We start from the raw sequence: 20,520 nt of genomic DNA, 5'->3' as shown, positions 1-20,520 counted from the left end.
TGCCGGCGCTAGATCCACTCGGTTTCCGGGAAGTCGGGGTGTCGGCTGGACGCGGATACCCCGACTTCCCGAAACGCGAATCGATTGGTGGCGGAGGCGCGCTGGTCGCTCCCCCGAACCGTCAGGCCAGCGAGATCTGGTCTCCGGTGACCTTGATGTCCCTGGGAGGCAGCGGCTTGGTGGCGGGGCCGGCCTTCACCGAGCCGTCCTCGATCGAGAACTTGCTGTTGTGGCAGGTGCAGTTGATCGTGCCGCCGTCGACGTTCGTCACCGGGCAGTTCTGGTGGGTGCAGATCGGGCTGAAACCCTTGAACTGGCCGGCCACCGGCTGGGTGATGACCACACCCTGGGCGGCGAGGACCTTGCCGCCACCGACCGGGATGTCGGCCGTGGTCGCCAGGGACTGGGCACCCTGCCGGTCGCCGCCGCCGGCGTCACCGCTGCTGGGCACCGCCGGGCCACCGCTGGTGGGGGCATCGCTGCCACTGTCGCCGTCGTCACTGCCGCAGGCCGCCAGGACGACGGCCGCGCCGACCGCCCCGACGCCGGTGAGCAGGGTGCGCCGTGTCTGCGTACCCGGACCGGTCAGCGCCTGATCGTCACTCATGCCTCGCCTCTCTCTAGCCCGCCGCGCCGGTCAAGAGCCGGCCACACTTTGTCCACACGAGCAACTGTGCCGGATGGTTCACCACGGCATCCGTCCGAACCTGAAATGGGACGGGGTGCCCCTCGACCGATCAGGTCTCGACGGCACGGGCAGCGCGACGCCGGTCGGGACCGCCGCAGGCGACCCGACCGGCGTCGCGCGCGCCGGACTCTGGCAGGTGGAGGTCACCGTGCGGCGGCGGGCACCTTGCGGCTCGCCCGCGCCTTGGTGACACCGTTGGCCTTGGCCGCCCGGGTGGTGGCGGCCGCCGCGCCCGCCGCCGCGCCGTCGAGCTTGAGCACCTGGCGCAGGAACTCGCCGGTGTGGCTCTCGGCGACCTCGGCGACCTCCTCGGGGGTGCCGGTGGCGAGCACGGTGCCGCCCCGGTGGCCCCCCTCCGGACCCATGTCGATCAGCCAGTCGGCCGTCTTGATCACGTCGAGGTTGTGCTCGATGGTGATCACCGTGTTGCCCTTGTCGACGAGCCCTTCCAGCACCATCAGCAGCTTGCGGATGTCTTCGAAGTGCAGACCGGTGGTCGGCTCGTCGAGCACGTAGACCGTCCGCCCGGTGGAGCGCTTCTGCAGCTCGGAGGCGAGCTTGACCCGCTGCGCCTCGCCGCCGGACAGGGTTGGCGCGGGTTGACCGAGGCGTACGTAGCCCAGGCCCACGTCGACAAGGGTCTTGAGGTGCCGGTGGATGGGCGGGATGGCGGAGAAGAACTCGGCGGCCTCCTCGATCGGCATCTCCAGCACGTCCGAGACGGTCTTGCCCTTGTAGTGCACCTCCAGGGTCTCCCGGTTGTACCGGGCACCCTTGCAGACCTCGCAGGGGACGTACACGTCCGGCAGGAAGTTCATCTCGATCTTGATCGTGCCATCGCCGGAGCAGGCCTCGCAACGCCCGCCCTTGACGTTGAAGGAGAACCGACCCGGGCCGTACCCGCGGACCTTCGCCTCGGTGGTCTCGGCGAAGAGCTTGCGGACGTGGTCCCAGACCCCGGTGTAGGTGGCCGGGTTGGAGCGCGGCGTACGGCCGATCGGCGACTGGTCCACGCCGACGACCTTGTCCACGTTCTCCAGACCGGAGACCCGGGTGTGCCGGCCGGGCACCAACCGGGCGCCGTTGATCTGGTTGGCCAGCACCGCGTACAGGATGTCGTTGACGAGCGTCGACTTGCCGGAGCCACTGACCCCGGTGACCGCGATGAGCTGGCCCAGCGGGAACGGGACGGTCAGGTTGCGCAGGTTGTGCTCCCGCGCGCCGTGCACCACCAGTTCCCGGCCCGGATCCTGCGGCCGGCGGGTCGATGGTGTCGGGATCGACCGACGCCCGGACAGGTACGCCCCGGTGATCGACTCCTTGTTCTTCAGCAGTGCGGGGACCGAGCCGCTGTGCACGATCTTGCCGCCGTGCTCACCCGCGCCGGGCCCGATGTCGACGATCCAGTCGGCGGTGCGGATCGTGTCCTCGTCGTGCTCCACCACGATCAGCGTGTTGCCCAGGCCGCGCAGCCGGATCAGGGTCTCGATCAACCGGTGGTTGTCGCGCTGGTGCAGCCCGATCGACGGCTCGTCGAGCACGTAGAGCACGCCCACCAGGCCGGAGCCGATCTGGGTGGCCAGCCGGATGCGCTGCGCCTCGCCGCCGGAGAGCGTGCCGGCCGGGCGGTCCAGGGAGAGGTAGTCCAGGCCGACGTCGAGCAGGAACCGCAGCCGGGCGTTGATCTCCTTGAGGACCCGCTCGGCGATCATCTTCTGCCGGTCGGTCAGCTCGATGCCGGCGAGCAGGTCGGCGCACTCCCCCACGGACAGGTTGCAGACCTCGGCGATGCTCTTGCCGGCGAGGGTGACCGCGAGCACCTCGGGCTTGAGCCGGGCGCCGCCGCACGCCGCGCACGGCACGTCGCGCATGTAGCCCTCGTACTTGTCGCGGGACCACTCGGACTCGGTGTCGGAGTGCCGCCGCTCGATCCACTGCACCACACCCTCGAAGCCGGTGTAGTAGGAGCGCTCACGGCCGTACTTGTTGCGGTAACGCACGTGCACCTGGTCGTCGGAGCCGTGCAGGATCGTCTTCTGCGCCCGCGCCGGCAACGCCCGCCACGGGGTGTCGACGTCGAAGTGCTGGGCCTCGCCGAGCGCCTCCAGCAGGCGCAGGAAGTATTCCAGGTTGTGCCCGGTGGACCAGGGCTGGATGGCGCCCTCGCGCAGGCTGCGCTCCGGATCGGGGACCAGCAGCTCCGGGTCGACCTCCTTCTTGGTGCCCAGACCGGTGCACTCCGGGCAGGCGCCGTAGGGGGCGTTGAAGGAGAAGACCCGGGGCTCGAGATCCTCGATGGCGAGCGGGTGGTCGTTGGGGCAGGCCAGGTGCTCGGAGTAACGGCGCTCCCGGTCCGGGTCGTCCTCGGCCAGGTCGACGAAGTCGAGCAGCACCAGACCGCTGGACAGGCCGAGGGCGGCCTCGACCGAGTCGGTCAGCCGCTGCTTGGCGCTCGCCTTGACGGTGAGGCGGTCGATCACCACCTCGATGGTGTGCTTCTCCTGCTTCTTGAGCTTCGGCGGCTCGGTCAGCGGGTGCACCACGCCGTCGACCCGGGCCCGGGCGTAGCCCTTGGCCTGGAGCTCGGCGAAGAGGTCGACGTACTCGCCCTTGCGCCCACGGATCACCGGGGCGAGCACCATGAACTTGGTGCCCTCGGCCATCGCGAGGACCCGGTCGACGATCTGCTGAGGGCTCTGCCGGGAGATCCGCTCGCCACAGACCGGGCAGTGCGGCTCGCCGATGCGCGCGTAGAGCAGACGCAGGTAGTCGTAGACCTCGGTGATGGTGCCGACGGTCGACCGCGGATTGCGCGAGGTGGACTTCTGGTCGATGGAGACGGCGGGGCTCAGGCCCTCGATGAAGTCGACGTCTGGCTTGTCCATCTGGCCGAGGAACTGCCGGGCGTACGACGAGAGCGACTCGACGTAGCGGCGCTGCCCCTCGGCGAAGATCGTGTCGAAGGCCAGGCTCGACTTGCCCGACCCGGACAGCCCGGTGAACACGATGAGTGCGTCCCGGGGCAGGTCGAGACTGACGTCACGCAGGTTGTGCTCGCGCGCGCCACGGATGATCAGTCGGTCGGCCACGGTGCGTGTACTCCCGGGAGAAGACGAAGCGAAGGATCTGTCCCGCTCTGGGTTGATCTGAGCGGTCGTGCGGGCGCAGGAAACACGCCTCGGCAACTCTAGCCCCGAGGTATGACAGTTTCCCCCGCCCGCACATTCCCCCAGCTCAGCCCGGTCGGCCGCCGATCAGTACCCGCCGGGCGACGGAGGCCGGGCAGCCCGTCGCCGGGCCGAGCGCCACCCGCCGCGCCGCTCCGCCGCCACCCGCGCCTCGCGCCGTCGACCCTCCTGGGCCACCTCACCCTGCAGCCGCCGCCAGCTCTCCCATCGGCGGGTGGGGAGCTCGCCGGTCTGCAGCGCCTCGCGGACCGCGCAGGCGGGCTCGCCGTCGTGGCCGCAGTCGGCGTACCGGCAGCCCTGCGCCAGACCGGCGATGTCCGCGAACGCACGGTCGAGCCCGACCGCGCCGTCCAGCAGGCCCACCGCGCGCACCCCGGGCGTGTCGATCACGGCACCGCCACCGGGGATCGGTACGAGGGCCCGCCAGGTGGTGGTGTGTCGACCCTTGCCGTCGACGCGCCGGATCGCCTGTGTGGGCATCATCACCGCCCCGACCAGGGCGTTGACCAGGCTCGACTTGCCGGCGCCGGAGGGCCCGAGCAGACCGAGCGTGCGGCCTGGCGTCACCTCGGCGCGCAGCGGGTCCAGCCCGACGCCACGTTCGGCGCTGACCGGCAGCACCGGCACCCCGGGGGCGACCGCGGCAAGCTGGCGGGCCAACGCGGCCGGATCGGCCGCGAGGTCGGCCTTCGTCAGCACGACAAGCGGCCGGGCACCGGACTCGTGGGCCAGGGCGAGCAGTCGCTCGATACGGCCCACGTCCGGCTCGGGGTGCACCGGCTCCACCACGGCGGCCGCGTCCAGGTTGGCGGCCAGCACCTGGCCGCTGGCGTCCTTGCCGGCGGTACGGCGGATCAGCGCGCCCCGCCGCGGCAGTACCACCTCCGCGGTGACGCGCCGGTCCGGCCAGTGGGTGAGCAGCACCCAGTCTCCGGCGCAGGGCAGCGCCGACGGATCCCGGGCGGCGGCGGCCAGCACCCCGCCGCCCAGGCTGGCCCGGACCGGGCCGGCCGCCGTGAGCACCGTGCAGACCCCCCGGTCGACCCGGGCCACGCGGCCCGGGTGGTGCTCGCCGCGTCGCGCGGCGTACGTCGCCCGCTCGGCATCCCAGCCGAGCGCGGTCAGATCGATCGTCATGGCATCCTCATCGGTGTCGGAGCAGGTGATGGCGGAACACGCGTGCCACGTCCGGCATGATCACCACCTCCGTCCGATGTCCCGGTGCCGCGTCTGCCGCTGACGGTAGGTCGCCGGCCGGCACGCCGAAAGCGATTTCCCCGGCGACGGCGCGGGCGGCGGACCGCTAGGGTCGACGGGTGACCACGGATCCGCTCCTGCTGATGGGTGAGGTGGACGCGGCCACCAGCCGGCTCCTGCGTACCGCAGCGTCGTTCGACGCCGCGGACCTGGCCGCGGCGTCGCTGCTGCCGGGCTGGACGCGCGGCCACGTGCTGACCCATCTGGCGCGCAACGCCGACGGTTTCGTCAACCTGCTCACGTCGGCCCGCACCGGCGAGGCACTGCCGATGTACGCCTCGCTGGCGGCCCGCGCCACCGACATCGAGTCCGGCTCGGGTCGGCCATCCGGCGAGCACCTGGACGATCTGCGGCGTACCGCCGACCTGTTCGCCGAGGCGGTCGCGGCGATGCCCGCGCAGGCCTGGGCGGCGACGGTGCAGGCGCGTAGGGGACCCTGGCCGGCCGCGCTGCTCGTGTGGGGTCGGCTGCGCGAGATCGAGGTGCACCACCTCGACCTGGCCGCCGACTACCGACCCGCGGACTGGTCGGAGACGTTCGCCCTCCGGCTGCTGCGGGAGGCCGCCAGCCACCACTCGACGGGTCCGACGCCGCCGTCGTTGGTGCTACGCCCGGACGGCAGCGGGCACGAGGTGGTGATCGGGGACCGCGTCGGCGCCCCGGTCGTCGCCGGTGCCGTGCCCGACCTCGCCGCCTGGCTGATCGGCCGCGCCGACGGCGGCCCGCTCTCCGTCACTCCCGACGGCCCCCTGCCTACTCCACCGGAATGGATATAGAAGCGTCATGACATATAGCGGAGACGTCACCCACGGCGGCGCGCCGGCGGTACGCGAGCTGGACGGGCTGACCATCAGCAAGCTGTCGGTGGGTCCGATGGACAACAACGCGTACCTGCTGCGCTGCACGGGCACCGGTGACCAGGTGCTGATCGACGCCGCCAACGAGGCGCCCCGGTTGCTGGAGCTGATCGGCGACGGTGGGCTCACCGCCGTGGTGACGACGCACCAGCACATGGACCACTGGGTGGCCCTGGAGGAGGTGGTCGCCAAGACCGGCGCGCGGGCGCTGGTGCACGCCGACGACGCGGACGGGCTTCCGATCGAGGCGGAGCGTCTCGGCGACGGCGACACCGTGCCGGTCGGCGACTGCGCGTTGGAGGTCATCCACATCAAGGGGCACACCCCGGGCTCGATCGCCCTGCTCTACCGCGACCCGGCCGGCACCCCGCACCTTTGGACTGGCGACAGTCTTTTCCCAGGTGGCGTGGGCAACACGGACAAGGACCCGGAGCGCTTCGCCGCGCTGATCGACGACGTCGAGCACAAGCTGTTCGATCAACTGCCGGACGACACCTGGTTCTACCCCGGCCACGGCAAGGACAGCACCCTGGGAGCCGAGCGCCCAGCCCTCCCCCAGTGGAAAGCAAGAGGCTGGTAACCGCCTCCACATAAGCAACATCAACGTCGACCAAAAACCACCAAGATCTCTCAACCCCCCGGCGGGCGAGGCACGCACGGACGCGCAGCGCCCACGACGGGGGCGGGGCCTGCCGTGCCCGGCGCAGGGATCAAGCCTGACCGCCCGGAGCCGGGCACGGCAGGCCCCGCCCCCAAACCGCAACCACCCCTCAGCCAGTGACAGCGAACAACCGCCGCCGCGCCCCCAGCAGCACGACGGAGGCCAGCACCACCCCGACCCCCATGGTCACCAACAGCGGGCTGGGGTCCCCCGGCAGCAGCCCGGCCAGCGATCGGGACGCGGTGCCCAGCGCGAGGTAGAGACCGGCCCAGGCGGCGGCGCCGAGCGCCGCGCAACCGAGAAATCGCCGGTACGACATCCGTAGCCCGCCGGCGGCCAGCGGAAGCAGCGCGTTGAACACGGGCAGGAACGGCGCGACGACCATCATCCGACCGCCACCGCGACGCAGGATCCCCTCCGCGGCTGCCCAGCGCGGCTCACCGATCCAGCCGCCGATCCGGCTGTGTCGCAGCCGCTCGGAGTAGCGACGGCCGATCAGGAAGCTCAGTGACCAGCCGGCCAGGCAGCCGACCAGCACCGCGGTGAAGGTCGCCAGCCCGGTGGTCGGGCGGCCCACCCCGACGGCGGCCAGGATCGCCACGTCGCCGGGGACCAGGACACCCAGCAGGGGTACGGCGTCGAAGAGCATGACGAGGCCGAGCACACCCATCAGCAGCAGAACCGGTAGTTCTCCGACCTGTGCCAGCCATTGCGTCATGCCTCGTACGCTATGGCCGCCGCACCGGGTCGGACATCCGGTTCCAGCCCCCACACCCCCCTGGTATCGGTCTCGGGGTCGTCCCTGAGGCGTCGTCCGCGCTCAGACGGGCCGGAGCACCTGCACCCGACGTAACGACGAGTCGACCGAGGGTTCGGTGGTGGGCACCGGATAGTCGGCCAGGACCGTCAGGCGGTCCGCCGGTAGGTGCCCCCGGCCGGGGTCACCGACCAGCACGTCGGCGCCCCGGGCGGCGGCCCTCTGCAGGAAGGGCAACATCCGGTCGGCCATCGCGCGGTCGTAGAACACGTCGCCGGCGACCACCAGATCGGCCTCCACGTCGGTGCCGTCGAGCAGGTCGTCGCCGGTGACGTCGACGGCGACCCGGTTGGCCCGCGCGTTGAGGGTGACGGCGGCGACGGCGTACGGGTCGATGTCGTTGGCGACCACCTCCGCGGCACCGGCCAGCGCGGCGGCGATGGCCACCAGTCCCGACCCGGCGGCGAGGTCGAGCACCCGACGACCGGCGGCCAGTTCCGGGTGGTCCAGGAGGTGGCGGGCCAGGGCCTGGCCGCCGGCCCAGGCGGACGCCCAGTACGGGGCCGGCAGGGCGTGCCCGGCGGCCGCCTCCATCCGAGCCCAGTAGACGATCGCGTCCTCGGCCAGGTGCAGTCGCACCTCGGGGACGAACGGGGTGGGCACCAACCGGAGCCGGTCCAGGCCCGCGCCGGGCGCGTCTATCTCGCGCTCCAGCTCGGTCAGCACGTCGGCTGCGGCACCCCTCATCGGCGCAAGCATGCCCCAGCGGCGGGTGTTCGGGGCAGGTTTCACATGCCCGCACGTAGAGTTCACCCGACTTCACAGGAAGACCTACGGCACTTCGGCCAGCGGATTGGGGTTTCGCCCGTTACTGTCGGACAGGTACGGGCGATCATCGGCCAGAGGCCGAGGGTCAGCCGCTTTGAACAGGGAGAGATGCATGGCAACCGGCACGGTTAAGTGGTTCAACTCGGAAAAGGGCTTCGGTTTCATCGAGCAGGACGGTGGAGGGCCGGACGTGTTCGTCCACTACTCCGCCATCGCCTCGAGCGGCTACCGGGAGCTCAACGAGGGCCAGAAGGTCGAGTTCGAGGTGACCCAGGGGCAGAAGGGTCCGCAGGCGGACAACGTCCGCCCGATGTAGCTCCGTGCCGGTGACGGCGGCCGGTCTCCGGCCGCCGTCGCAGCGCACTCAAGACGCCGCCGGGGCGGCGGGCAGGTCCCGCCGCCTCCGGATCGGCCCGATCAACAGAATCAACGGGGTGACCGCCAACCAGGCGGTCATCACGAATATGGCTGTCCCAACGCCGTAGCGCGCGCCGAGGGCTCCAGCGAGCACGGCCGCCAGCGGGATCGTGCCGTAGTTGAGCAGATGCATGCTCACCGTCACCCGCCCGAGCAGGTGGTGCGGCGTGTAGGTCTGCCGGAAGGCACCCTTGACCACGTTGCCGACGGCCACCCCGAGGCCGATCAGCACTCCGCCGAGGGCCGGCCAGATCAGCCCGACGCCCGGTGCGGCGAGCGGGATGAGCAGGGCCGGCGGGCCGGTGAGCAACGCGGCGACCAGCAGTGCCCGCGCGGTGCCGCAGCGGCGGCCCAGCGTGGTGGCGAGCAGCGCCCCGATGATCCCTCCGGCGCTCATCACCCCGACCAGCGCGCCCACCAGGCCCGGTTCGAGTCGAAGCTCCCGGACCAGGAAGACCACCAGAACGGCCTGGTAGCCGGTCAACCCGATGTTGCTGGCCGCGCCGAAGACCGTCAGCACCCGCAGGTACGGGTCGCGAGTGACGAAGCGGAGCCCCTCGGCGATGTCCCGGCGCAGTGAGCGGGATCGGTCCGCCCGGCGGCGTGCCCGTGGTTCGACGGTGCGAATCCGCAGCAGGAAGATCGCGGAGGCCAGAAACGTGAACGCGTCCAGCACCAGCGCGGCAACGGCACCGGTGAGCTGGGCGATCAGGCCGGCGAGGCCGGGCCCGACGACGTAGCTGACGGTCTGGGTCGCCTGGAGCTTCGCGTTGCCCTCCGGCAGTTGCTCGGGTCGCAGCAGCACCGGCAGGTACACCTGGTCGGCGGTCTCGAAGAAGACCCGCGCGGCGCCGGCGCTGAGGGCGACCACCAGTAGGTGCCCCACGGTGAGCCGGCCCAGCAGGGCAGCCAGTGGGACGCTGAGGAAGGCCAGTGCGCAGAAGAGGTCGCACACCACCATCACCGACCGGCGGGGCAGCCGGTCCACCCACGCGCCGGCCGGCAGGCCGATCAGCAGCCAGGGCAGCCAGGCGGCGGCGGTGAGCACCGCCACCTGGAAGGTGCCGGCGTCCAGGACGGCGACCGCGACCAGCGGAAGCGCGACGGTGGTGACGTTGCTGCCGATGCTGCTGACCGTCTGTCCGGTCCAGAGCAGCCGGAAGTCACGGTGCCGCAGCAGCCCGCCGGCCTGGCGGACGGCTGTCGGGTCGCTGCGGGTGGTGGCGGTCACGGTCGCGCCGGAACGCCGTGGGCGAACACGAACACGGGCTGCCGTTCGCGGCCGTCCTCGGGCGGCGGCCGGTCGGCCCACCGGGCCAGCAGGTCGGCCACTTCCTGGCTCAGCTCGAGCAGTTCGTCGGGGGTGAGGTGCAACCACCTGTCGGTGGAGAACGGGCCGTCCTGCCAGGCGGCGTGCGCCGAGTCGTCGGCGGCGTGCCAGGCTCGGGCCAGGGCGACGTGCCGGTCCAGGTTGAGCGAGGTGGCGGCGTCGGCGACCGCTCGGGCGGCCGGGTCGGCGTCGAAGTCGCGGTTGGACCAGCGCACCCCTCGGGTGACCAGCCGCCACCACCGCTCGCGCCGGTCGCGGGCCAGCTCGGGAGCCTCGGTGACCAGGTCCCCGGCGGCGAGGACCTTGAGGTGGTGGCTGACGTTCGCCGGCGCCTGGCCGGTGCGCTCGGCGAGCAGGCCGACGGTCGACGGCCCGTGCACCTTGAGCACGTCCATCAGCCGGCGGCGCAGCGGGTGGACCATGGCGGCCAGCACCCGCGAGTCGGTGACGTGGCGTACGTCGGGGGTCTCCATGCCCCCAGGATGACATCCGCAACAGCTCTTGCGCAATGGATGTTGCCCAAGAACTGTTGCGGGATGCGACGGGCAGGGAGGGGCGACCCGGCGGGGACGGGCCGCCCCTCGCTCAGGCGACCAGCCGGCGGGACAGCTCGTCGGCGACCTGTTTGGCGATGGTGGGCGGAATTGCCGCGGCGATATCCTCCGGCGTCAGCCCGGTCAGGACACCCTCGATGATCGCCGCCTCGTCGGTGAAGTCCTTCCCCATCAGTGCGTTGAGCGTGGTCTGCAGGGCGGTGAGCTGCTTCGTCATCGCCTGCAGGTTCCAGTTGCCGGTCACCGGGGCACCGGTGTCGTCCCGACCCTCCGCCATCCGGGTGTAGATCTGTCCGATCGGGTAGCGACCGTCCAGCACGGTGAGGTTCTTGTGGACGGTGGCCAGCCAGTTGTGTTCTTCGGGGGTCATGTCGTCGTCCTCCAGGAGTCCGATGGAACTGAGGTAGCGGCGGAACAACGGCCGTTGGTCGCGGCCGGCCTTGATGGCGTCACGGAAGAAGCTGAAGTGGGTGTGCCAGCGGTGCGAGCTGTCGCCGGTGCTGCGCTTACCGAGGCGGTCCCACCGCTTCACGGTGCTGCCGTCGGGGCTGTAGATGATCTCGCGGATGTCCCGGGTGTCGGCCGCGTTCGCGGCGCACTGGGCCACGCACCAGAGCGAGAAGCTGGCCATGGTGTGCGTCCGACCGCCGGAGCGGACCTCGAACTGGCCGACGTCCAGCGCCGCCGCGTCCAGGGTCAGTCCGGTCCGGTCCCGGGGTGACTCGACGACCGAGTAGTCGCCGGCGACCACCCGGTCCGAGCCGCAGTGATAGCCACCGCGGTGGGCCGGATCGCCGACGATGCCGACCTCCGCCGGGTCCAGGTCGTCAGGGCCGGGGGCGTTGTCGAGGTGAGTGAGTAGCAGGCTTCGGAGGGCCAATAGGTTTGCCGGGGCCCGAGTCATGGGGTCCCCCTCTCAGATGGGGCGGGGACCGGGACGACGTCACACCGCGTACGCGATGTTGGGCTTCGGGCGATCCCGGTCGGCTTGCTGCACGGCACCGGGCGTTACCGCAACCATAGCCCGCAATATCGATGAATGCCCAGCTCAGACGGGTTCTTTTTAGATTGGGGGTGCCGTCGGGGCTGAGTGGACGATCGGCAGCAGCAGCGCCGACGGGTGCGTGGGGTCATGCAGCACCTGCTGCCAACCGGCACGCAGCGTCACCGCCGTACCGAGGGGTTCCCCGGTGCCGGGGTTACGCGCCCACCGCGGATGGGCGCCACCGGCGACCTGCGCCCGCAGCCGGTGCCCGGCGGCGAACCGGTACGCGGTCGGCCAGAGCTCCACCGGGACCCGCAGCACCCCGGACGAGTCGGCGGGAAAGCGCTCGGGTGTCACCCGCACCAGACCGTCGCAGACGTTCCACGATCGACCGCGCTTGTCCACATCGCACAGACGCACGAAGACGTCCAGGTGCGACAGCTCGGCGCGGATGTGGATCTCGGCGCGTACCGGGCCGATCACCTCGAGCGGTCCGGTCAGCGGGGCGCTGGTGTAGGTCAGCACGTCGGGGCGGGCCTCGACCTGCCGGTTGTCCACCGGACCGGCTCGCTTGGCGACCAGCAGCGGCCCACCCAGCGACGGGGTGGGGTCGGCCGGGTCGTACCGGAACTCGTCCGGCGCCGACGCGACAGGTGGGCGTACCGCCAGTTCGCCGCCCGGATGCAGGTGCCAGGCGGTCTCCACCGTCGGCGGTGGCCAGTCCGGCAGGTCCCGCCAACCAGCGCCGGGACCACCCACGTACAGCCGGACCGGGGCGGACGCGGCGCGGCGTGACCCCCGGCCTGCCGGGGGCGCCGCCGTCAGGTGCTCGTCGAGCCAGGCCAACCCCTCCCGCAGGGCAGCCACGAACAGTCCGGGGCTGCCGTGCGTCCAGGGGCCGATCACGAGGCGCGGCCGCGTGCCGGCGGCGCGCAGCGTGGCGTGGTCGTCGAGTTGGGCGGGCAGGAAGATGTCGTGCCAGCCGGTCACCATGACCACCGGCGCCCGCACCCGGGCCACCCGGTCGGCGAAGACGCGCTCGCGCCAGTACGCCGCCTCCGGGGTGTGGTGGCGCAGCCACTCCTGGAAGAACGGGATGGTCACGCCGGTGGCCACCCGGTCGGCATCCGCGAGCGGCAGGTGCGCCAGCGCGGCGGCGAGCCGGGGCTGGCCCCGCTTGAGCTCCCACTGCCGGGCCAACCACGGCACGGTCTGCGCGTGCAGCAGCTCCGCCCAGGTCAACACGGTGTCCAGGGCGAAGGACTCCCCCGCGTACGTCGAGTCCCGGGTGGCCGAGGCGGTCACCACCGCGACCATCGCGCGCAACTCGTCGCCGGCGTCGGCGGCCAGCGCCCACTGCGCGAAACCCTGGTAGCTGATCCCGAACATGCCGAGCTGGCCGGACCACCAGGGCTGGCGACGCAGCCAGTCCAGGGTGTCCACTCCGTCGTCGCGCTCGTGCACCAGCGGTGCGAACGTGCCGCCGGACCCTCCGGTGCCCCGACAGTCCTGGATCACCGCGTGCCGTCCCCGCGCGGCGAGCACCCGGCCGAGCAGCCGCAGCGGACCGCCCCGCCCGTACGGGGTGCGGATCAGGACGGTCGGGGCGTCCCGCGCCGCCGGGGCGTAGTGATCGGTCCGCAGCACCACACCGCCGCGGGTCCGGATCGGGATGTCGCGGGTGACCCGCACCGGGGCGGGACGGATCGGTGGCAACCGCAGCGCGGCGGCGGTGAGGCGGGTGACCAGCCGGTCCGGCACGGCTCAGCCCGTCGTCGGGCGGGGCGATCCGGGCCGGGCGGCGCGCACCGCGTCCCGGTGCCCCCGCAGCGACTCGCTCATCTCCGCCATGAACCGGTGCACGACCTCCAGCTCGTCGTCGTCGAAGCGGGCCATCACCGTGTCGGTACGCGCGCCCAGCGGCTGGAAGAACCGCATGGCGAGGGCCGCTCCCTGGTCGGCGTAGTGCAGCAGCACCTTGCGCCGGTCGACGGTGTCCCGGTCCCGACGGATGTGGCCGGCCCGCTCCAGCCGGTCGATCAGGGCGGTGACCGAGCCGGAGGAGAGGTTGAGCTGCTCGCCGAGGCGGCCGGGGGTGATCGGGTCACCGACCAGCTCGGCGTCCATCACCGCGATCAGGGCCTGGAGGTCGGTCGGGTTGAGACCGTGCAGGTTGGCGAAGGCGTGGCCGACCTGCTGGGCGTCCACCGCGTACCGCCGGAGGTTGTTGGTGATCTCCGCGACCAGCTGCTCGCGGCGCGTGTCGCGCCGCCGGTACATGCCGTGAGTCGCCACCTCGCGTCGCTCTTCCCGTCGTCGGTCTCCCGGGTTGCAGCATAGAACAGCCCCGGATAATCTCGGCTATCAAGATACTTGCCTGCCGAAGGACTTTTGGGGTCATCTGATGTCTGTGTTCACCAGGGTCGCGCGCGGTCGGCTGGCCGCCTGGCTCACCGTGGCCGCGGCGATCGTCGTCGGCGCGGTCGTCTTCGGAACGCCCCGACCGGACAACCCGGCACCGGTCTCCGCCACCGGCCTGTCCGCGCAGTGGCAGTCGACCCAGGTGGAGCGCCTGCAGGAGCAGCTGCCGTCCAGCGAGGTCCAACCGGCCATCGTGGTGGTGAGCCGAGGTGACGGCGGCGCGCTGAGCGAGGCCGACCGCGCCACCGTCACCGCCCGCGCCGGCGACCTGGGCCGCTTCGCGGTGGATGGGCGGGTCAGTCCCCCGCAGCTCTCCCCGGACGGGGCGGTCGCGCTGGTCGCCGTGCCGGTCGACACCGCCGGCGGTCAGGACGAGGTCACCGACACGGTCGAGAAGCTGCGCGCCGCGCTGGCCGACCTGCCCGGCGGGCTGACCGCCGAGGTGACCGGTGCCCCGGCCTTCACCGCCGACCTGTCCTCGGTGTTCGACGGTGCGGACGTCACCCTGCTCGCGGTGACCGCCGCCGTGGTGGCGCTGCTGTTGCTGATCACCTACCGCAGTCCGTTCCTGTGGGTGGTGCCCCTGGTCGTGGTCGCCGCGACCGAGCAGCTCACCCTGCGCGCGGTCGACGCCATCGTCCCGGCCGTCGGCATCAACCTCCAGCCGGGCCAGGTCACCGGCATCGCCAGCGTGCTGGTCTTCGGCGCCGCCACCGACTACGCGCTGCTGCTCATCGCCCGCTACCGCGAGGAGTTGGGGCGCGAGCAGGACCGGTACGCGGCGATGCGCGCCGCGTTGCGCCGTACCGCCGAGCCCATCCTCGCCAGCGGCGGCACCGTGGTGCTCGGCGTCCTCACCCTGCTGCTCAGCGAGCAGGAGACCAACCGGGCACTCGCCGTGGCCTGCGCCACCGGTGTGGTCTTCGCCATGCTCTCGGCGCTGTTCGTGCTCCCCGCCGTGCTGGTGCTCCTCGGTCGCGGCCTGTTCTGGCCGTTCGTACCCCGCGTCGGTGGCCCGGCCCGCGAGGGACGGCTCTGGGGCCGGCTCGGCACCGCCGTGCAACGCCGCCCGGTGGTGGTCGCGGTGCTGGCCACCCTGCTGCTCGGTGGCCTGGCGCTGGGCGGGCTCGGGATCCGCACCGGCCTGTCCGAGACCGAGCAGTTCCGGGCGGAGCCCGAGGCGGTGACCGGGGCGCAGACCCTCGCCCGTGCGTTCCCCGCCGGCAGCACCCAGCCGGTGGCCGTGCTCACCAACCCGGCGGCGGCGCGGGCGGTCACCGAGGCCGCCACCGCCGTGCCCGGGGTCGCCTCGGCACGCCCCGGCGACGCCGGGGACACCGTCGCCCAGGTCGACGTCGTCCTGGACGCCGAACCCGGCACCACCGCCTCCGACCGCGCCGTCGAGGCGCTGCGCGCTGCGGTTGCCGCCGTTCCCGGTTCCGCGCCTCCGGCCGCGGCCGGCGGCGACGCGCCGTCCGGGGCGATCGTCGGTGGCTCGGTGGCCGCCACGTACGACTCCGACGAGGCCAACGACCGCGACCTGCGACTGATCCTGCCGATCATCCTGCTGCTCGTCGGCGCCGTGCTCGTGCTGCTGCTCCGCGGCCTGCTGGCCCCGCTGCTGCTGGTGCTCACCGTGATCGCGTCGTTCTTCGCCAGCCTCGGCGCGGCGTGGCTGCTCTTCGACCACGTGCTGGGCTTCCCCGCACTGGACAGCGGTGTGCTGCTGCTCGCCTTCGTGTTCCTGGTGGCGCTCGGGGTGGACTACAACATCTTCCTGGTCACCCGTGCCCGGGAGGACGCGCGCGGCGCGGGCACCCGCGACGGGATGCTCTCCGCCCTGCGGGTCACCGGCGGGGTGATCACCAGCGCCGGTGTGCTGCTCGCCGCGGTCTTCGCCGTGCTCGGCGTGCTGCCACTGATCACGCTGACCCAGATCGGCATCATCGTCTGCATCGGCGTGCTGCTCGACACCCTGCTGGTGCGCACCGTCCTCGTGCCGGCGCTGGCGTTCCTGCTCGGAGACCGCTTCTGGTGGCCCGGACGGATCACCCCGGAGCACCCGGCGGACAGCCCGGCGTCGCCGGAGCCGGTCGCCGCCCGCGACTGACCGACACCCGCGGGGCCGTGGCGACACCGGCACGGCCCCGTCGAGATCAGTAGCCCAGGCAGACGCACTCGGTCATCAGCGCCCGCACGTTGCGCACGTACGACGGGTTGGGGATGACCAGGGGTTCGCCCTCCTGCGCCACCGCACCGTGCCCGGCGTTGTACGCGGCGATGACCGCGTTGAGCAGGCAGGAATTCAGCTCGGCACCGCACAGTCCCGGGTCGAGGCGGAAGTCGGACTCGAAGTACATGTCGCCGATGTACTTCGTGACCCAGGCCAGGTAGGTGGCCCCCAGGGCGGCGTTGTCCCCGTAGTCGTCGATCTCGTAGCTCTGCTCGAACCGCTGGTTCATCCAGGTCGCGGTGCCCGGCATCACCTGCATCAACCCCACGCCGCCGTCGCAGGCGTAGATGTTGGACTGCCAGCCGCTCTCCTGCCAGGCGGTGGCCTTGAGCAGGTCGAGTGGAATCTTGATGCCCGGCGCGGAGACCGGCCAGTAGGAACGGCCGGCCGCCTCGGTCAGCGCCGCCTTCACCTCGGCCTGGGCCACCTCCGTGCCCCGGTAGGTCGGCTTGCAGGAGCTGGGCGCCGGCTTCGGCGGCGCCGGCGGGACCACGGTCTCGGTGGGCGGTTTCGCCACCGCAAGCGGCTTCGGGGCCGTGCGGGTCGGCTTCTTCTTCGGCTTCGCGGTCGGCGATGGCGACGCGCGACGGCTCGGCGCGGCCCCCAGTGACTCCACGGTGCTCACCGAGGGGCTCGGCTCCGCACTGGCCTCGTCGGTGGGGGTCTCCAACGGCGTGTCGGCGAGCGCGACCGGAGCGGTCTGGTCCTGCGGGCTCTCCCCCTCGCCGGCGCACCCGACCAGCACGCTCGACAACAGCAGCCCGGCGAGCGCGGCAGCGCCCAGCCGTTTTGTCCATCGAACCATTTCCATGCCTCCCCGTGTGACAGTGGTCGCACCCTAACAAGGTTCCACCGGGCGGCGATGCCCCTGCGACGGCGTGCGCACCTGGTCGTCCGGCTGTTCGAGATCACCGACGGCCCGGTCCCGGGTGGCCCAGGCGACCATGAACACCACGGTCCAGAGGACCCCGAGCAGCACCGCCGCGGCGGTCCCGCTCGCCGTGTCCAGGCCGAGGTAGAGCCGTGCACCGCCGATTCCGAGCACCCCCGCGGCGGCGGTCGTCCACGCGGCCACCGCCGCCGGCCAGCGGGCACTGCGCGACACCAGCCAGGCCAGGGTGCAGAAGCTCGCCGCGGCGACGGCGTTCTGGGTCGAGAGCGCGGCCACGTCGCCGCCGTCGGCTGTGGCGCCGTGCGCACCAGTCACCTCGGCGGCCACCGCCAGCACCACAAGCGGCACGAACGCACCGACCGTGCCGACCACGCTGAGCAGGTCCGCCCGCCATGGTCGGCTACGCCACGCCAGCACCGCCGCCACCAACCCCACCAGGGTGATCAGAACCGAACCTCGCATCGCCGACACCACGACCATCGTGGCCTCGGCGGCGTCCGGGGTACGCCGGGCGGCGAACCACCCCGCGATGGCGTCGTCGAGCGCGGCCAACCCACTGTTGCGGATCACCACGGCGAGCAGGCCGGCGATGGCGAGCCCGGCGGCGAAGAGCAGCAGGAGCCCGGCGGCCAGATTGAGCAGCAGCGTCCAGGCCGGCCCGATCCGCATGGCCACCAGGAAGAACAGCACCCCGTAGCGCGCGGTGAGCCACCGCACCGGGGGTAGCGCGCCGGCCCGGGACAGCAGCGCGCGGACCGGGTCGGGATTGCGACCCAGCCACCGGCCGACCAGCACGACGCCCAGCAGGCCGGCCAGCAGCAGCAGCGCCACACCGGTGGCCCGGCCGAGCAGCCGGGAGACCGTGTCGTACGACTCACCCGCGAGGTGACCGAGCAGGACCGAGCCGCCCACCCAGGTCGCCACCCCGGCAAGGTTCCACGGGGCGAACCGCCGGTACGGCATGCCGGCCGCACCGGCCAACCGGGGCACCAGGGTGCGGGCGAAGGCCACCCAGCGGGCCGCGAACACACCCCGCCCACCGAGCCGGGCGAGCATGGCATCGGCCCTGGCCCACCGCTCGGGACCGACCCGGTGGCCCAGCCCGGCGCGCAGCCGGGGCCCGTAGCGCCGTCCGGCGCGGAAGGCCAGTCCGTCACCGACGACCGCCGCGACGATCATCGCGAGCAACGCCGGTCCGAGCCGCAAGGTACCGTTGTAGGTGAGGAAGCCGACGAGCAGCAGGGTAGCCTCACCCGGCACGAGCAGGCCGAAGATCACCGCGGTCTCGCCCGCCACGATCAGCGCGGCGACCAGGTAGATCCAGAGGGCGGGCAGACTCTGCACCCAGGTCAGCAGGTCGTGCACTCAGGCCCCCGGAACACGGGAGTCAGCATGCCAGCCGGGGGAACCACCCGGACAGCAGTTTCACCATAGATCAGGGGCACCTGGGGGTGACCCCGACGCGGCCTGCGCGAGCGCAGGCGGAAGGATAGAGGGTATGCAGCTTCGCACCGACCTCCGCAACGTCGCCATCATCGCTCACGTCGACCACGGCAAGACCACCCTGGTCGACGCCATGTTGCGGCAGGCCGGCGCGTACGGCGCACGCGGCGAGAACACCGAGCGGGTGATGGACTCCGGGGACCTGGAGCGGGAAAAGGGCATCACGATCCTGGCCAAGAACACCGGCGTGCACTACCTGCCGGCGGACGGCTCCGACCCGGTCACCATCAACATCATCGACACTCCCGGCCACGCCGACTTCGGTGGCGAGGTCGAGCGCGGCCTGACCATGGTCGACGGTGTGGTGCTGCTCGTCGACGCCAGCGAGGGCCCACTGCCGCAGACCCGCTTCGTGCTGCGCAAGGCGCTGCGGGCCCGCATGCCGATCATCCTGGTGATCAACAAGGTGGACCGTCCGGACGCCCGGATCAAGGAGGTCGTGGACGACACCTACGAGCTCTTCCTCGACCTGGACGCCGACGAGGAGCAGATCGACTTCCCGATCGTCTACGCCTGCGCCCGCGACGGCATCGCCTCGCTGACCCAGCCCGCCGACGGTTCGGTGCCGGACGACAGCACCTCCCTGGAGCCGCTGTTCCGCACCCTGCTGGACACCATCCCGGCACCCGCGTACGAGGATGGCGCTCCCCTGCAGGCGCACGTCACCAACCTCGACGCCTCCCCGTTCCTCGGCCGGCTCGCGCTGTGCCGGGTCCGCCAGGGCACCATCAGCAAGGGCCAGACGGTGGCCTGGTGCCGCACCGACGGCAGCACCCAGCGGGTCCGCATCTCCGAGATGCTGATGACCGAGGGCCTGGAGCGTAAGCCGGCCGAGACCGCCGGCCCGGGCGACATCATCGCCGTCGCCGGCATCCCGGAGATCATGATCGGCGAGACGCTCGCCGACGTCGAGAACCCGGTCGCGCTGCCGCTGATCACCGTCGACGAGCCGGCCATCTCGATGACCATCGGCACCAACACCTCACCGCTGGTCGGCCGGGTCAAGGGCTCCAAGGTCACCGCCCGGATGGTCAAGGACCGGCTCGACAAGGAGCTGATCGGCAACGTGTCCCTGCGGGTCCTGCCCACCGAGCGGCCGGACGCCTGGGAGGTGCAGGGCCGTGGTGAGCTGGCGCTGGCCATCCTGGTCGAGCAGATGCGCCGGGAGAGCTACGAGCTGACCGTCGGCAAGCCGCAGGTCGTGACCAAGGAGATCGACGGCAAGACCTGCGAGCCGGTCGAGCGGCTGACCATCGACGCCCCGGAGGAATACCTGGGCGCGATCACCCAGCTCCTCGCCACCCGCAAGGGCCGGATGGAGCAGCTGGTCAACCATGGCACCGGCTGGATCCGGATGGAGTGGCTGGTCCCGGCGCGCGGCCTGATCGGCTTCCGCACCGAGTTCCTCACCGACACCCGGGGCACCGGCATCCTGCACCACGTCTTCGAGTCGTACGAGCCGTGGTTCGGCGAGCTGCGTACCCGCAACAACGGTTCGCTGGTCGCCGACCGCTCCGGCGCGGTCACCGCCTTCGCGATGATCAACCTTCAGGAGCGCGGCCAGCTCTTCGTCGACCCCACCACCGAGGTCTACGAGGGCATGATCGTCGGGGAGAATTCCCGCTCCGACGACATGGACGTCAACATCACCAAGGAGAAGAAGCTCACCAACATGCGGGCGTCGACGTCCGACGAGACGGAGAAGCTGATCCCGCCGCGCAAGCTCTCGCTGGAGCAGGCTCTGGAGTTCTGCCGCGAGGACGAGTGCGTCGAGGTCACCCCGACCGCGGTGCGCATCCGCAAGGTCGTGCTCGACCAGCAGCAGCGGGGCCGCGCCGCCGCCCGCCGCAAGCACGCGGGCTGACCGCACCAGCACCCGACACCGGGCGCGGGGGGCCGCGGCGCGGGGCGGCGCCCGCCGGGAGAGACCCCCCCCGGAAGCAGGACCC

The 20,520-nt window shown here is 72.0% G+C and carries 17 protein-coding genes; 5 read left to right on the top strand and 12 right to left on the bottom strand.

Annotated features, from left to right (window positions below):
* Positions 1-121: 121 nt before the first annotated feature.
* From AB0A90_RS23055 to rsgA, 3 genes are all read right to left on the bottom strand, one after another.
* On the bottom strand, positions 122-607 hold the full coding sequence (locus tag AB0A90_RS23055) for a Rieske (2Fe-2S) protein (protein ID WP_357251369.1): 486 nt from the start codon (positions 605-607) through the stop codon (positions 122-124).
* Between the two features lie 224 nt (positions 608-831).
* Complete coding sequence (uvrA, locus tag AB0A90_RS23050; RefSeq protein ID WP_357251366.1) at positions 832-3,777, bottom strand: excinuclease ABC subunit UvrA; 2,946 nt, start codon at positions 3,775-3,777, stop codon at positions 832-834.
* A 165-nt stretch (positions 3,778-3,942) separates the two neighbouring features.
* Positions 3,943-5,013, bottom strand: a complete 1,071-nt coding sequence (rsgA, locus tag AB0A90_RS23045; protein WP_357251363.1) for a ribosome small subunit-dependent GTPase A — start codon at positions 5,011-5,013, stop codon at positions 3,943-3,945.
* Positions 5,014-5,192: 179 nt separating this feature from the next.
* Here rsgA and AB0A90_RS23040 point away from each other — a divergent pair, with 179 nt between their 5' ends.
* Together AB0A90_RS23040 and AB0A90_RS23035 are read left to right on the top strand one after the other, a co-directional pair.
* The gene (locus AB0A90_RS23040; protein WP_357251361.1) at positions 5,193-5,909 is read left to right on the top strand and encodes a maleylpyruvate isomerase family mycothiol-dependent enzyme; all 717 of its coding nucleotides are present in this window, start codon (positions 5,193-5,195) and stop codon (positions 5,907-5,909) included.
* 7 nt (positions 5,910-5,916) lie between these two features.
* The gene (locus tag AB0A90_RS23035; RefSeq protein WP_357251358.1) at positions 5,917-6,570 is read left to right on the top strand and encodes an MBL fold metallo-hydrolase; all 654 of its coding nucleotides are present in this window, start codon (positions 5,917-5,919) and stop codon (positions 6,568-6,570) included.
* Between the two features lie 190 nt (positions 6,571-6,760).
* Here AB0A90_RS23035 and AB0A90_RS23030 read toward each other — a convergent pair whose 3' ends face one another.
* Both AB0A90_RS23030 and AB0A90_RS23025 read right to left on the bottom strand, forming a co-directional pair.
* Positions 6,761-7,369: a VTT domain-containing protein gene (locus tag AB0A90_RS23030; protein ID WP_357251355.1), complete on the bottom strand. Its 609-nt coding sequence runs from the start codon at positions 7,367-7,369 to the stop codon at positions 6,761-6,763.
* A gap of 102 nt (positions 7,370-7,471) precedes the next feature.
* Positions 7,472-8,167, bottom strand: a complete 696-nt coding sequence (locus AB0A90_RS23025; RefSeq protein WP_357251449.1) for a 50S ribosomal protein L11 methyltransferase — start codon at positions 8,165-8,167, stop codon at positions 7,472-7,474.
* Positions 8,168-8,348: 181 nt separating this feature from the next.
* On the opposite strand from AB0A90_RS23025, the gene AB0A90_RS23020 reads away from it, so the two are divergent.
* Positions 8,349-8,552: a cold-shock protein gene (locus AB0A90_RS23020; RefSeq protein ID WP_007462771.1), complete on the top strand. Its 204-nt coding sequence runs from the start codon at positions 8,349-8,351 to the stop codon at positions 8,550-8,552.
* A 48-nt stretch (positions 8,553-8,600) separates the two neighbouring features.
* Here the strand turns inward: AB0A90_RS23020 and AB0A90_RS23015 are convergent, their stop codons facing one another.
* The 5 genes from AB0A90_RS23015 to AB0A90_RS22995 form a co-directional block, all read right to left on the bottom strand.
* Complete coding sequence (locus AB0A90_RS23015; RefSeq protein WP_357251352.1) at positions 8,601-9,884, bottom strand: MFS transporter; 1,284 nt, start codon at positions 9,882-9,884, stop codon at positions 8,601-8,603.
* Positions 9,881-10,456 carry a helix-turn-helix domain-containing protein gene (locus AB0A90_RS23010; RefSeq protein ID WP_357251349.1) on the bottom strand — a complete coding sequence of 192 codons (576 nt, stop codon included), beginning with the start codon at positions 10,454-10,456 and terminating at the stop codon, positions 9,881-9,883. The genes AB0A90_RS23015 and AB0A90_RS23010 overlap by 4 nt, the downstream gene beginning before the upstream one ends.
* Positions 10,457-10,568: 112 nt before the next feature.
* The gene (locus tag AB0A90_RS23005) at positions 10,569-11,441 is read right to left on the bottom strand and encodes a hypothetical protein (protein WP_357251346.1); all 873 of its coding nucleotides are present in this window, start codon (positions 11,439-11,441) and stop codon (positions 10,569-10,571) included.
* A gap of 159 nt (positions 11,442-11,600) precedes the next feature.
* Positions 11,601-13,283 carry a CocE/NonD family hydrolase gene (locus AB0A90_RS23000; protein ID WP_357251344.1) on the bottom strand — a complete coding sequence of 561 codons (1,683 nt, stop codon included), beginning with the start codon at positions 13,281-13,283 and terminating at the stop codon, positions 11,601-11,603.
* 3 nt (positions 13,284-13,286) lie between these two features.
* Positions 13,287-13,802: a MarR family transcriptional regulator gene (locus tag AB0A90_RS22995; protein ID WP_357251446.1), complete on the bottom strand. Its 516-nt coding sequence runs from the start codon at positions 13,800-13,802 to the stop codon at positions 13,287-13,289.
* Positions 13,803-13,926: 124 nt separating this feature from the next.
* Here AB0A90_RS22995 and AB0A90_RS22990 point away from each other — a divergent pair, with 124 nt between their 5' ends.
* A complete protein-coding gene (locus AB0A90_RS22990; protein WP_357251341.1) occupies positions 13,927-16,053 on the top strand; it encodes an efflux RND transporter permease subunit in 2,127 nt (708 codons plus the stop codon).
* 46 nt (positions 16,054-16,099) lie between these two features.
* On the opposite strand, the gene AB0A90_RS22985 is transcribed toward AB0A90_RS22990, so the two are convergent.
* Together AB0A90_RS22985 and AB0A90_RS22980 are read right to left on the bottom strand one after the other, a co-directional pair.
* Positions 16,100-16,981, bottom strand: coding sequence for a transglycosylase SLT domain-containing protein (locus AB0A90_RS22985; protein WP_357251338.1), 882 nt, complete (start codon positions 16,979-16,981; stop codon positions 16,100-16,102).
* Between the two features lie 33 nt (positions 16,982-17,014).
* Positions 17,015-18,433 carry a DedA family protein gene (locus tag AB0A90_RS22980; RefSeq protein WP_357251335.1) on the bottom strand — a complete coding sequence of 473 codons (1,419 nt, stop codon included), beginning with the start codon at positions 18,431-18,433 and terminating at the stop codon, positions 17,015-17,017.
* Positions 18,434-18,566: 133 nt separating this feature from the next.
* On the opposite strand from AB0A90_RS22980, the gene typA reads away from it, so the two are divergent.
* On the top strand, positions 18,567-20,435 hold the full coding sequence (gene typA, locus AB0A90_RS22975; RefSeq protein ID WP_357251332.1) for a translational GTPase TypA: 1,869 nt from the start codon (positions 18,567-18,569) through the stop codon (positions 20,433-20,435).
* Positions 20,436-20,520: the final 85 nt, after the last annotated feature.

Source organism: Micromonospora sp. NPDC049204 (genome assembly GCF_040647935.1).
Classification (GTDB): domain Bacteria; phylum Actinomycetota; class Actinomycetes; order Mycobacteriales; family Micromonosporaceae; genus Micromonospora.
Note: the sequence above shows the minus strand (reverse complement) of the source record. Positions and strands in the feature narration are given on the sequence as shown.

Bases quoted from the DNA above. Each gene is read 5' to 3' on its own strand.
- AB0A90_RS23055 (WP_357251369.1), bottom strand. From the start codon at position 607: ATGAGTGACGATCAGGCGCTGACCGGTCCGGGTACGCAGACACGGCGC.
- rsgA (WP_357251363.1), bottom strand. From the start codon at position 5,013: ATGACGATCGATCTGACCGCGCTCGGCTGGGATGCCGAGCGGGCGACG.
- AB0A90_RS23035 (WP_357251358.1), top strand. From the start codon at position 5,917: ATGACATATAGCGGAGACGTCACCCACGGCGGCGCGCCGGCGGTACGC.
- AB0A90_RS23030 (WP_357251355.1), bottom strand. From the start codon at position 7,369: ATGACGCAATGGCTGGCACAGGTCGGAGAACTACCGGTTCTGCTGCTG.
- AB0A90_RS23025 (WP_357251449.1), bottom strand. From the start codon at position 8,167: ATGCTTGCGCCGATGAGGGGTGCCGCAGCCGACGTGCTGACCGAGCTG.
- AB0A90_RS23020 (WP_007462771.1), top strand. From the start codon at position 8,349: ATGGCAACCGGCACGGTTAAGTGGTTCAACTCGGAAAAGGGCTTCGGT.
- AB0A90_RS23010 (WP_357251349.1), bottom strand. From the start codon at position 10,456: ATGGAGACCCCCGACGTACGCCACGTCACCGACTCGCGGGTGCTGGCC.
- AB0A90_RS23005 (WP_357251346.1), bottom strand. From the start codon at position 11,441: ATGACTCGGGCCCCGGCAAACCTATTGGCCCTCCGAAGCCTGCTACTC.
- AB0A90_RS22995 (WP_357251446.1), bottom strand. From the start codon at position 13,802: ATGTACCGGCGGCGCGACACGCGCCGCGAGCAGCTGGTCGCGGAGATC.
- AB0A90_RS22990 (WP_357251341.1), top strand. From the start codon at position 13,927: ATGTCTGTGTTCACCAGGGTCGCGCGCGGTCGGCTGGCCGCCTGGCTC.
- AB0A90_RS22985 (WP_357251338.1), bottom strand. From the start codon at position 16,981: ATGGTTCGATGGACAAAACGGCTGGGCGCTGCCGCGCTCGCCGGGCTG.
- typA (WP_357251332.1), top strand. From the start codon at position 18,567: ATGCAGCTTCGCACCGACCTCCGCAACGTCGCCATCATCGCTCACGTC.